Raw genomic sequence first — 12,418 nt, 5'->3', positions numbered from 1 at the left:
TTGATAAATTTTTTGTAAAAACCCTAATATATTAAGTATAATATATTTAACCTACAGAATAGACAATTTTATTTATTAAGTTAGTTTAAGGAGTTGTATGATTTCTAGTCAAGTAGAAATGGAAGATATAGAACTTTTAAAACTCTATAACAAAGGTGAAAGAGATTTGGCGTTGCATAATAGAGGGATGAATTGGCGTTTGAAACCGTTGAAAATTCGTTCTAAATTGGGCGAAATCATCCCATGATTCAGCAACGCCAAAAATATCATAATTCCGAATGGATAGAATTATTAACCAAGAAAAAAGTTAAAACAGTAAAATCTCCACCACCACGAGAAGGACAACAAGAATTTAAAGAAGAACTAAAAGAAACTTATGGTTATCAATGTTTAATCAGTGGTTGTCACATTGAACAAATTATTGAAGCAGCACATATTATTCCCTACCGGGATCAAAATTCTCATGATGTTGCTAATGGCTTACTTTTGAGAGTAGATTTGCATAGACTTTTGGATGCACACCTCATAGCTATTCATCCAACAACCAGAGAAGTATTAATATCGGAACAAATAGCGAAAGACTATCAAGATATTAGAGGAATAAAAATAGCAAGTTGTTTAACTGGTGAAGATGCTACTAAACAACAGGATGCGCTAAGATATCATTGTGAACAATGTAATTGGATAGATAAGCAACTGTTAGAATAAGTCATAAATTTGATATAATCAATTTGTCTATGGAGATATAAATATAACTGTACAATTTAGAGAAAATTTTTAACAGATAATCTAGAAATTCCAGAAAGTGGGGAAAATGGACTGCAAAAGTTTTTCTCGAAACCTCATAATAGCCAAACTAACTTTCTATTTACACTGGCAGACAGCAATAATAGAAAAAATTGATTTAGCCATTTCTGCTTTCCCAATCTAATCAGCCATGCAAAACCTCACCAGAATTACCCGCAACCCAGAAGTAATGGGAGGCAAACCCTGTATCCGGGGAATGCGTGTTACTGTTGGTACTATCGTAGGCTTAATGGCATCTGGATACAGTTCCAATGACATTCTCAAGGCTTACCCCTACCTGGAAGAAGCCGATATCTATGAATCACTGGCCTATGCTGCTTGGCGGGCTGAAGAAATTGAAGTTTCGCTGATAAGTGCATGAAAATATTGATTGATATCAATCTTTGCGCCTTTGCTCCTTTGCGTCTTTGCGCGAAACTTCCCTAAATTTGAACTTTAAATTAATTGATCACCCTTTCCCCAACTCCTGAGAACGATGAGCAGCAGCTTTCACCGCTTCAATTAAAGCAGAACGAAAACCAGCCTTTTCCAACTCGCTGACCCCCGCAATAGTCGTTCCCCCAGGACTGGTAACTCTATCTTTCAACTCTGCGGGATGAATTTTACTTTCTTCTATCAGTCTTGCCGTTCCCAATACCGTATGTAAAGCTAACTGTTTAGCTACTGCTCTGGGTAAACCCGCAGCCACGCCTCCATCAGATAAAGCTTCGATCATCAACGCCACATAAGCAGGACCACTACCAGATAAACCTGTCACTGCATCCATCAGCGTTTCTGGAACTTCCACCACTTCCCCCACCGCCGTAAAAATTTCCTTAGCTGTTGCTTGATGACTGGGTTGAGCATAAGCACCTGTGCAAATAGCCGTCATTCCTGCACCCACTGTAGCCGGGGTATTAGGCATAGCGCGAATAACAGGCAGTTGGGGAAAAGCCGCTTCTAGCTGTTTTAAAGACACACCCGCCAAAATAGAAATAATTAGAGGTGTATTTTTTATAGGTAAAATATCTGCTAATTCTTGAGCGATCGCACTTAATATTTGTGGCTTCACTGCCAACATTACCGCCTCTTGAGCCTGAGACAACACCAAACTATTATCAGTTGTCACAGCTACCCCATATTGCTGCTGTAAAAAACTCCTACGAGCCTCCTGGGGTTCACTCACTATAACTTCTGAACCTTGATAAATGCCCCGTGCAATAAGGCGGGATAATAGAGCTTCTCCCATTACCCCGCCACCAACTAAACCAAATTTAATAGTCATTTAGTTATTTAGTCATTAATCATCAGTGATTAGTCATTTGCCTTGAACCTGACAAACGACTAACTTTAACTTCATTATTGTGCCATGCGGTTAGGTTCGCTACCCCAAGTGGGAGTAGTACCTGTAGGACGAACGGGACGTACTGGTGGTTGGGGTACTTCATGTAAAAATCCGCCTTGAGTGCTGACTTGCACACAACTGGGTGTAAACAAAAAGATACTTTCGCCAATCCGTTCTTGATGTCCATCTAGAGCATAAGTACCACCGGCAACAAAATCAACTGCCCGTTGAGCTTGATCCGGGTCCATAATCGTCAAGTTTAATACTACAGACTTACGTTCACGTAATGCTTGAATTGCCTGAGGCATTTCTTCAAAAGTGCGAGGTTCAAGGACTAAAACTTCAGAAATTCCATTAATTGCGCCTGGCATACCAATCACATTACTCATAGGCTTTGATCCTGCTGCTTCTTCTTCTCCCATTGTAGAGGAGTTTTCACGCCAACGTCGATTAGGAGCAGGGGTTTCTTGTGGAGCAGGTTGAGGATTTTCTTGCTGATACAGATTTTGGTAGCTGTCGGTATCTGGTTCTTCCTCGTAATATTCGTATTCTACCTGCTCGTTCAAGCCCACAAAATCCCTTAGTTTAGAAAATATGTTGTTCATTATCTACGCTCCCAGTGGAAATTACCTTAATTGATCCAGATTTAAATTGTGGTAGCCCTAGTAAGTGCTGCTGCTTTGAGCAATTTTATTGCTATTTGTATTTTCTAGTACAGGTTTTCATGAACAAAAGACTGTTCTAGAAAGAACTTTATATTGACATAACAATGAGTTAAAATTATATCCTAAAGATGGAGTTATGCAAAGTTCTTTACCTATAGTTTTGTCTTAGTATTTACATTTGTCAAGTATATAAATCTAGCTACTTGGTTTTCCCCAATAGGCACTGACGTAATTGTCAGTGCTGAGTTGTTTAAAATACAGTTTTATCTGGTGAGATGTGGGAAATTTGGGAGCGATCCCCAAACAAAATAGTCCCTAATCTGACCATTGTTGCACCTCCTTGGATTGCCAATTGATAATCCCCAGACATACCCATAGATAGATGCTGCATTGTGATATTACTCCATGGTTGTGAGGCAATTTCTTGGGCAAGTTTATGGGTATGTTTAAACACATTCAAAATTTCCCCCTCATCCAAACCTAGAGGCGGAATTGTCATCAAACCTTGAATTTGCAAATTTTGACATTGATCAAGTGCTGGCAAGTCTGCTAATAGTTCTGGGATGATCCAACCAGCCTTGTGAGGATCAGGGAGAATTTTGACTTGTAGGCAAACCAGGGGACTCACTCCTAGCTGTTGCGCCAGGGTATCTAGACGCTGGGCTAGATGTAGATTATCTACAGAGTGAATCCAATTAAATAATTCCAGAGCTTTTTTAGCTTTGTTACTTTGTAAATGTCCAATGAAGTGCCAAGTAATATCTGGCAGATCCTGTAACTCCTGTTGTTTACTGGCAGCTTCTTGGATGCGACTTTCACCAAAATCACGAATGCCCGCGCTGTATGCTTCCCGCATCAGTTCGGTTGGTACTTGCTTACTAACAGCAATTAACCGCACTGAAGGCGGAAGTTCAGCACGAATGGTAGCAATACGTTCACTAATTGAACTTGTCATTGGAATGTGCGTTGGAAAACACTCTGAAGCTGATCGTACTCCTGTGGCTTGCCACTGCGACGCAAAGTACGCAAACGATTTTCCAGCATCATTCTGGCTTCAGTCCGGCCAATAGACTGAAATTTAATACCTTTAACGTCATTTGTTACCAAAAAAAATAAGCGTTGGGCATATAGTGTAGTAAACAGATCCTGGTTATCATCAACCATACAGATCCTATATAGTAAACCCCACGTTGGATGATTGATGTAAGTTTCTGAGTAGTCTGGATTCATTTAATAGTCAAGGTTGGGAGTATATATTCTTTTTTCGCAGTCTCACACAGTCATTCCGACGATAATAAGCAGTCTTCGTCCAGAATTTTTTTTGGCTGACAATGCGAAACTGTGGATCAGTTATCAGTTATCAATTATCAGTTATCGCCATTGACTGTTAACTGTTTGCTGTTAACTGCCTCCTGCCTCCTGCCTCCTATGAAGTTCCTCAGAGTGAAAACCAGCTTTTGGACTTCTCGTTGCATGAGCTTGTTTCCATCCTGCCATAATTCTCGCTTTATGGCGCAAATCTCAGCCGATGATGTTGTTCTGGCTAGGGTGGGGTTAGTAGCTAGTGACTGTTTTCTTAAAAATAGGACTTATGCAAGATTGGACTCAAAACCTGATTCTGACGTAGGGGTAATTCATGAATTACCCCTACTTTCATTCTGTTTTGCGTAAGTCCTAAATCACTTGCGATATAACTTGTGTGTGCAGAAATCCGCAAATTCTTTTCCCCCTGCCCCCTGCTCCCTGCTCCCTGCTCCCTGCTCCCTGCTCCCTGCTCCCTGCTCCCTGCCTTCTGCCTTCTGCCCCTGATCTTTTTAGGTGGTAATTAATTTGGCAGCAACCATGAGTTCAGGTACATTAATCACACCCCGGAAGAAAAAATCGCTGAGAAGTTGCCAGCCTCTGAAAGTGAAAAACTGTTGCCGTAGGGTTGGTATGGCTGCTGGATAAAGCTGTCGCCACAGTAGAAGATCCCCACGAGTCAGACACCAATCATCACAACGGTATCGGTCTACAGAAAAATTCGCGTTTTCAAGTAGTGTAAATATATCTTCTTGACTAAAAGCATGGAGGTGATAGGGATCTATATGTCGGGTTTCACCAAGTGGTGCTGACAGCAGTAAGTCACCTCCAGGAATTATCAAACTGCAAAGATGATCTAGAAATTTTGCAGGATGGGGTAGGTGTTCTATCGTCTCGAAAGAAACAATCACGTCGAATTGCTGTGGCCACTCAAAGGTAAGAGCATCAGCACAGACAAATTCTACATTGTTTTCTTGATAGTGGTTTCTGGCATATTCTATGGTTTTTGGGCAGATATCTACCCCGACGACAGCGATCGCCCCTGCAAGACGAAGCATCTGACTACCGTATCCTGTACCACAGGAGATATCCAAAACTCGTTTACCTTGTACATAACTTGCCGCAGTTTCGTACCGTCGCAGGTGAATTTCAAAAAGTTTTTGACTTGCTGGATCGCTGGGTATTTGTTTGGGAATTAGACGTTCCCAAGTGAAGGGAAGACTATCTAAAGTTGTTACCGATTGACAGGGAAGATTGTGTGTATATTTCATAATTTTTAACCCATTTTAACCCATCTGATCTAAGGTTTTCAAGTCCAATGTTTGCAGCCATTTCTGTGTGCGTCGCAGTCCTTCGTCTAGGTCAATTTTTGGTTGATAATTTAATACACTTTGTGCTTTAGCAATGGAATAAGCATGGGGACGGGTGATAAAATCTAAAGCTTCCGGTAAAATATCAGGTTTCTTACGAATCAGTTTTAGCCCTTGATGGCGCAGTTGCAGCAGAAGTTTGAGTTCATTTTTAGGGAGAGAAAGGGGTGCAGGTAAATTTGCAATTTCCGCCAACCGTGTAAAATATTCTTTCCAAGAAGTTTCTTGTCCGTCAGTAATGTTAAATATCTCTCCAGATGCTTCTTTTTCTATGGCTAGAAATATAGCATCAATGAGATTGTCTATATATAAATGGTTAATTACTCCCTGCCCATTGTTGGCTAATCTAAATATTTTTTGGCGCATCAATTGTAGTGGTCGAATTACCCAGGGATAGCTTCCTGGTCCGTAAACATCTCCTGGTCTGAGAATGATAATATTAAAATCAGGGGGGAAATTAAGTTGCAAAAGTGCGTTTTCGCTTTCTATTTTTGTCTGACAATAGGGATGATTTTCGGCAAAAATTGGATCAGCTTCGGTGACATGATCAGGATAATTAAAACCGTAAACAAGAACACTGGAAAGATGAACAAAGGTTTTCACACCTGCATTGTGAGCAGCTTTGGCCATGTTAACAGTTCCGCCCACATTTACCTCACGAAAATGCTGGAGTGATCCATGTTCTTTGACAATGGCTGCTGTATGCAAAACAATATCAACTCCTTGGCAAGCTTTTTGTACAGTCGCAGGATCAGTTACACTGCCAATCATGACATCAGCGCCTAATTTTTGGGCTTTTTTAGCTTTTATTTGGGAATGTTGCAGCCCACGAACTTTCAAACCTTTTGCTAGGGCTATTTCGGTGGTACGTAAGCCGATAAACCCACCGATTCCAGAAATAAGAAGTGTTTTTCCACAGAGGTTCATAGCAATGAACGTTTCATAAATTTTTAAATCGAGCATTTTTTGTTGAAAGAAAAGTTACTTTTGTAAAACATAAAAAAGGTATTCTTGATCTCCATTTTTAAATCCTTCATACATGGGAGTTCCTTGGCATCCAGCAAACCAGTTGGCGACTATGTGTAAGTATTTAGGAATATACTGGTTAATTATTTTTAGCTTTCTTTCATTTTCTAAATCCATAGCTTTGAGAATATTAGGTGTTATTATTTCCGATTTTAATATTTTAAAGCCAGTATTTTTTAATGATATGGTTGTTTTTTCAATGTCTTTTCTTGGGCGAAAATCAGTAAATAAAAAGTAACCATTTGGGCGCAGAATTCTAAAAGATTCAGCGAAAAAACTTTCAGGTGAACCGTAACAATGTGACGATTCAACATTAACGACCACATCAAAGGAACAATCATTAAATGGTAGAGATTCTGCATCTCCGAGTTGAAAATTTAGTTGGGGAATAGAATGTGCTTTTTGACAGAATGCTATATTGCTTTTGGAAAAATCAACCCCGGTCATTGTTTTTGGTTGTAAATAACGCATAATATATGAAGAACCACCACCACGTCCACATCCTACTTCAATAACATCCAATTCTTGCAGTGAGATAGCCTTGGCAACATGATGATAAAGTTGAAGACAATAACGTTCTTCTTCTTCAGATGGGTTCAATTCTAGTTGTTTGGTATTCGGTTCTACATCTGCATAACCATAGTTGATAAAAGTAATTTTTATGTTGCTATAATTAGCCGCGAAAAGGTTATACCATCCTTTCCAAAACAATCTTCTCAAGGGATAGTGATTAGGGCGGGATATAAAGTTATTTAACAAGTTTTCAGGCAGAGAAGTGAAATTACTCAACATATTGAACTCCCAATAGGTGATTAAAATGAACAGGTTTAAAGTGAATTTAGCTTGAAATCAAGGCAGCATCCCAAATGTGTAAATTTATTTTTATCTATGGAAATAATATGCACTAATATCCTGATATGATTGTTCGCGTAGCGTGCTGGAGGCATTACCGCAAAGGGCGCAAAGAACGCAAAGGTAAGAGAGTTTCAGAGAGTTTTTGGTGTGGCTGTGTTGATTTTTTTCAAAGTTGGGATACTCCCTAAATCAATTTTTGGATATCAGTTTTTTTCAACCATTCATGAGTACGACGCATTCCTTCAGTCAAATCAACTTTTGGTTGATAACCCAACATAGTTTTAGCTTTAGCGATAGAATAGGCATAAGGACGAGTGATAAAATCTAAAGATTCTGGCAGAATATCGGCTTTTTTTCGTAACAGTTTTTGACCTTGGTAACGCACTTGCAACAATAATTTCATTTCATCTTTGGGTAGAGAAATAAAAGCTGGTAAATTTTCTATTGCAGCTAATTTTGTAAAATACTCTTTCCAAGAAGTTTCTTGTCCATCTGTGATATTAAATATTTCTCCAGATATTTCTCCCGATGGTTCTTTTTCAACTGCCAAAAAAATAGCATCAATGAGGTTATCTATATAGAGATGATTACTTACACCTTTACCATCATTGGCATAAGCAAATAAATTTTGACGCATCAATAAAAGTGGACGCACTACCCAGGGAATACAACCCGGACCGTAAACATCACCAGCGCGGATAATAATAATATTAAAATCTGGCGGTGCGTTCAATTGTAAAAGTGCAGATTCTGCTTCTATTTTCGTTTGACAATAGGGGTTATTTTCTCCACAAAGCAATTCTGATTCTGTCACTTGATGAGGATAGTTAAAACCATAAACCAGGACACTGGAAAGATGCACAAAAATTTTCACACCAGCATCTTTGGCGGCTTTTGCGATATTCATTGTACCACCAACATTTATTTCCCGAAATTTCTTGATATCGCCTGTTTCTGCTGCTAATTGTTCGGTATGAAAAACAATATCTACTGCTTGACAAAGTTTTTGGGCAATGGCAAAATCCGTGATGTTACCAAATAATAAATCAATATCCAAATTATTGGTATTTTTTCTGTTCCCAGAAGTTTGTAAACCACGAACTTTCATTCCCCGTTCTAAAGCTAATTCAGCAGCACGTAAACCAATAAAGTTATCTATTCCCGTAATCAGTAATGTTTTGGAATTGATGTTCATAATTCTCACAAATTACTCAATTTTTTCACCAGGGAGATTAATAACCCAATTACCTGTTCCCTGTTCCCTGTTCCCTATTTCCTATGAATGATGAATTGATTTTTACTACTTATATTTGCTTTGAGAGCAGCAAAATGTTGTCCACCTAATTCAATTTGTTCTGCTACACATCCATTTTTTAATCTATCAACTAAATAGTCCATATCACGAGCAATAAAATTTGTGCCATGATCTGGTTCTATTAAACTAAGTAATTTGATATTTTTTGTTGGTTGATTAGCTAAGTTAGAAAAACCTAAAAAATTAAACACTCCTGATTCATAAGTTCCACAGGGTACAGAAGGATTATCAACACCAAAACAATATTCATTTTCTTGAAACCAATCATAAGCAGGATAGCCATGAAAGTGAACAATTGGCGCACCATTTGCAATTAATTCTGGTGTATATAAAGCCGCACCTAGAGTAATTGCCAGCATGACATAGATATCATAGGAAGGTTTGATATCTAGTGTATTTGACTGATTGCCTAGTGGTAATTGCAGATGTAAATTATTTTTTAACCCGATGCGAAGGATATCTTTTTCAAGATTTAAGTCTGTTTTATTAGCACCGGAACGAGAACTAAGTAACCAAATATCGGGGATTTGTTTAAATACATATTCTCCAGCAATGAGGATTTTAATATAACGTCTACCTGCCTCATTTGTACGAATTTCATTACTACTAAATCCACCAACAGGTAATAGGTTTTCCCATTCAGCAGCAGTTATTTCTGGTTTTCCTACATAATAAGGTGGTTCTGCATAAGCGACAAAACCATAAGAAACTCCCGTTCTACCATTGACGATGACATTAACAATATCTCTGTGGGACTTTCTTTTAATAACTTCCGCTAATTTAAAACCTGGTGGAAATAAACCAGTTGATGCTAGTTCTTGACCTAGTTTCACCAATTTATGAGCATAGCTAGATATATAAGGATTATATTCTCCGATTTCAAATCTATTCATTAACAGGGGAGCGATGGGAACAAAAACTTTAGGAATCAGAGATTTGGAAATAAAATTATCTATTTCTGTTCTCTCGAAAATAGAATCTGATAGATTCATATTGAGAATGGAAATTTTATCATTAGATACGCCAATGACAATTTCGGAAAATGTTTTAATGAGTGTATTGATGCCAATGCTAATTTTGTCTTGATACTTGGTTAAAGGATTTACAAACTCCTCATCTAGTTCACCAATAATGATCACTTGAGTATTTGTGGGATCTTCCACATATTTAGCTGCATGATCTTCCGCCCAACTACTTAATTTAGCGATTTGAACAACAGACAGTCTTTGCTGATTTACTAGCCAGGGATAAGATAAACTATAAAAATTTTCGGCTATAAATATTCCTAATTTTCTCAACCATGAGTTAGGTCGTTCTACATCTATGACTGCATCAATTTCTGCTCGTACACCCTTGATTTTTAAAGAATAATTCCAATTAACTAAAGGAATTTTAATATCATAGAAAATTTCCGTGGTTGCTTCTTGCCAAGGGATAACAGTAACACCCAAGTTTTTTAATTTAATTGCTAATTCTTGGCGGAATTTAATAATTGTTTGATTATGATAACCATGAGGTAAAGGTCTAAATGTCACACTGAGATTTTGAGCCATCATTTGTGGATTAATAATTGGTGGCTGATATCCTATAGGTGATTCACCCGTAAAACCACTTATTAACCTGCCAATAGTTTGTAAACTAATTCCTTGAATCAGAGGTTCAGAAGCTGATTTTGTAGCGATATTCATTTCTTGTAATAATGCCAAAATATCTCCTTTATATGTGGCTATTTCCGCTTGTATTTCTGGTGTAATTACTCCTTTAGGAGAACGAATATTTAATTTGCTATTTTCAACCCAAAATTCCACGCCTTGTTGAGTGAGTTTCGCTAAAATTTCGGATGCGTTCATGACTAAATCTCCCAGGTTTTAACGAACTAAAAAGCATAAGGAAAAGAAGACACTTCGCTGAATGATGTTTCCTCCATTCGTGCGAAGTGTCAGTCTTAGAGGAGGAAAACTTGAAAATTTGTAAGTATTCAGCTATTAGCCATCAGCAATCAGCTAACACCAAAGAATTGCCAATTTATTCGTGTCTTTATTTGTGTCGTGTTAATTTGCGAAAAATGCTGGAAATTACAAGCTAAATTCTTACAAAAATGTTTATGTATTGTTTAAATCTGCAAAATTTCTGAGTCTGAATTTTCTAATTCTTCAGCTAATCTCTGTGCCAATTCTTCAATGGTGGGATAATACCACAAATGGATTAGAGATAATTTAAATCCCAGAAATTTCTCAGCTTTACTCGCAAGTATTATGGCTTGAGATGAATCTAAACCGTAGCTATCTAACGGTTCTCTAATATCAATTTCCTCTGGGTTAAGTCCCAATATGTGGGAAATATTATCTATTAGCCAAGCTTGAATATCTGCGGTATTAAAGGCTGTTTTTACAGAGTGTTGATAAAGATTTTCGCTCATTTATTTATGCACCTCTAATTTTTGCAGTATTGGATGATAAATTAAGGATGTAACAGACAACTTGATTTACCATATCTTCCATTGTCTCCCGACTAATTGAAGGTTGAGAAAAAACAAAGTTTAACAGCATTTTGCCTTGAAAAGTTGCCACATGAATCACAAACATACCTGCATATAAAGAATGAGAACCTGCAAAACTGATCTCTTCTAGTTCTAATTCACCATAGGATTTGGGAATGTTTACCTTGCCAATATTAGATACTGAAACTGTAGCTGCTACTTGTTGAGGAAAGATAAAACAAAACTTGGTTAGATACTTAGCCAGTAATACCATATTAAAAATATCACCGTGCTTAATTCCCGATTCTAAATTTTGTTTTACTTCCCTTGCTAATTCCCAAAAAGATGTATTTTTGTTTATGGTGTGAAACCCCATCAGAGATGTAGCTAAAACAGCTAAGTTTTCCTTATTAATTGCAGGTTGCAAACGTCTGCGTAAATCAAGATAAGATAGACAATTCATGCAGACACTTTTTTGATTTGGTTTGATAATTTTTCTAGCTACTGTCAACATTAGTAAGGCACATAAAGCACTGTTGACTGTGGTATTTTCTAGCTTACATTGAGCAATAAAGTTTTCAGTTGCATCTGCAAAAATTTGTTTATGGATAATTGCACAATTCCGTTGATAAATAGGTACATACTTTTCAAAATTTAATGTTTTTGGTTGTTTCCAAAACTTTTGCCATCCAATTTTTAACAATAATAAAAATCTGCTTGTATTCCCTCTCCAACCTTGTGTATATTTGGGTAGTAGTTTTTCAATGGGTGGTAGTTGTTCTAAGGTAGTAACTTCTTGAATGGTATCACCAGATGTAAGTTTTTGGTAATAAGTGAAAATTTCTGAATGCAGTTGAATACTGGATAAACCATCAGAAATTGCATGGTGCAAGGTGGAAATTAGATAATTAATTTTTGGCTCATCCTTGATAGTAACTATGACAACTCTCATTAGACATTTGCTACTATCAATTACCTGATTCATTTCTTGATTAACAACTTCTTGCCATTGTTCCTCATCTAAATTTATAACTGTTTGCAAAGGGATTTTTTCTGTACCTATGGGTTTAAAATAAAAACGATTTTGAGAATGGATAATGCGAGAATTTAGACTAGGATGGCGATATTGAATAATATCTAAAGCTTGTCTGATAACTGCTTCTTGGAGGTTGCCGTTAATGCGACTAATAGTAACTAAATTCCAGGTTTTAGCACGGCTATTGAGGATTTCCATTGTTGCTTCCAGACTGCTTAATTCTCTGTTGTCTGGCATAT

Annotated in this window: 14 protein-coding genes; 3 read left to right on the top strand and 11 right to left on the bottom strand. The window is 37.5% G+C overall.

Annotated elements, in window-relative coordinates:
- Positions 1 to 97: 97 nt before the first annotated feature.
- The 3 genes from H5968_RS06915 to H5968_RS06905 all read left to right on the top strand — a co-directional run bounded on the left by H5968_RS06915 (position 98) and on the right by H5968_RS06905 (position 1,168).
- A complete protein-coding gene (locus H5968_RS06915) occupies positions 98 to 247 on the top strand; it encodes a hypothetical protein (RefSeq protein WP_187039332.1) in 150 nt (49 codons plus the stop codon).
- Complete coding sequence (locus tag H5968_RS06910; RefSeq protein WP_187039331.1) at positions 244 to 708, top strand: HNH endonuclease; 465 nt, start codon at positions 244 to 246, stop codon at positions 706 to 708. The genes H5968_RS06915 and H5968_RS06910 overlap by 4 nt, the downstream gene beginning before the upstream one ends.
- Positions 709 to 937: 229 nt before the next feature.
- Positions 938 to 1,168, top strand: a complete 231-nt coding sequence (locus tag H5968_RS06905; RefSeq protein ID WP_187039330.1) for a DUF433 domain-containing protein — start codon at positions 938 to 940, stop codon at positions 1,166 to 1,168.
- Between the two features lie 87 nt (positions 1,169 to 1,255).
- On the opposite strand, the gene proC is transcribed toward H5968_RS06905, so the two are convergent.
- The 11 genes from proC to H5968_RS06850 all read right to left on the bottom strand — a co-directional run bounded on the left by proC (position 1,256) and on the right by H5968_RS06850 (position 12,416).
- Positions 1,256 to 2,071: a pyrroline-5-carboxylate reductase gene (gene proC / locus H5968_RS06900; protein WP_187039329.1), complete on the bottom strand. Its 816-nt coding sequence runs from the start codon at positions 2,069 to 2,071 to the stop codon at positions 1,256 to 1,258.
- Between the two features lie 74 nt (positions 2,072 to 2,145).
- Positions 2,146 to 2,736 (bottom strand): cell division protein SepF, encoded by a 591-nt coding sequence (locus H5968_RS06895; RefSeq protein ID WP_187039328.1) that lies wholly within the window; start codon positions 2,734 to 2,736, stop codon positions 2,146 to 2,148.
- 310 nt (positions 2,737 to 3,046) lie between these two features.
- Complete coding sequence (locus H5968_RS06890) at positions 3,047 to 3,751, bottom strand: YggS family pyridoxal phosphate-dependent enzyme (protein ID WP_187039327.1); 705 nt, start codon at positions 3,749 to 3,751, stop codon at positions 3,047 to 3,049.
- Entirely contained in the window at positions 3,748 to 4,026 is a 279-nt protein-coding gene (gene pipX, locus H5968_RS06885; RefSeq protein ID WP_096565540.1) for a transcriptional coactivator PipX, read from the bottom strand. Before pipX ends, H5968_RS06890 begins: the two co-directional genes overlap by 4 nt.
- 584 nt (positions 4,027 to 4,610) lie before the next feature.
- The gene (locus H5968_RS06880; protein WP_187039326.1) at positions 4,611 to 5,369 is read right to left on the bottom strand and encodes a bifunctional 2-polyprenyl-6-hydroxyphenol methylase/3-demethylubiquinol 3-O-methyltransferase UbiG; all 759 of its coding nucleotides are present in this window, start codon (positions 5,367 to 5,369) and stop codon (positions 4,611 to 4,613) included.
- 15 nt (positions 5,370 to 5,384) lie between these two features.
- Positions 5,385 to 6,395, bottom strand: a complete 1,011-nt coding sequence (locus H5968_RS06875; RefSeq protein ID WP_187039352.1) for an NAD(P)-dependent oxidoreductase — start codon at positions 6,393 to 6,395, stop codon at positions 5,385 to 5,387.
- A gap of 54 nt (positions 6,396 to 6,449) precedes the next feature.
- Positions 6,450 to 7,286, bottom strand: a complete 837-nt coding sequence (locus H5968_RS06870) for a class I SAM-dependent methyltransferase (protein ID WP_187039325.1) — start codon at positions 7,284 to 7,286, stop codon at positions 6,450 to 6,452.
- A gap of 247 nt (positions 7,287 to 7,533) precedes the next feature.
- Positions 7,534 to 8,544, bottom strand: a complete 1,011-nt coding sequence (locus H5968_RS06865; RefSeq protein WP_187039324.1) for an NAD(P)-dependent oxidoreductase — start codon at positions 8,542 to 8,544, stop codon at positions 7,534 to 7,536.
- A 74-nt stretch (positions 8,545 to 8,618) separates the two neighbouring features.
- On the bottom strand, positions 8,619 to 10,514 hold the full coding sequence (locus H5968_RS06860; protein WP_187039323.1) for a hypothetical protein: 1,896 nt from the start codon (positions 10,512 to 10,514) through the stop codon (positions 8,619 to 8,621).
- A 263-nt stretch (positions 10,515 to 10,777) separates the two neighbouring features.
- Entirely contained in the window at positions 10,778 to 11,083 is a 306-nt protein-coding gene (locus H5968_RS06855; protein WP_187039322.1) for a phosphopantetheine-binding protein, read from the bottom strand.
- A 4-nt stretch (positions 11,084 to 11,087) separates the two neighbouring features.
- Positions 11,088 to 12,416, bottom strand: coding sequence for a condensation domain-containing protein (locus H5968_RS06850; RefSeq protein ID WP_187039351.1), 1,329 nt, complete (start codon positions 12,414 to 12,416; stop codon positions 11,088 to 11,090).
- Positions 12,417 to 12,418 lie beyond the last annotated feature (2 nt).

The sequence above is a fragment of the Sphaerospermopsis sp. LEGE 00249 genome (genome assembly GCF_014299995.1).
GTDB classification, from domain to species: domain Bacteria; phylum Cyanobacteriota; class Cyanobacteriia; order Cyanobacteriales; family Nostocaceae; genus Sphaerospermopsis; species Sphaerospermopsis kisseleviana.
Note: the sequence above shows the minus strand (reverse complement) of the source record. Positions and strands in the feature narration are given on the sequence as shown.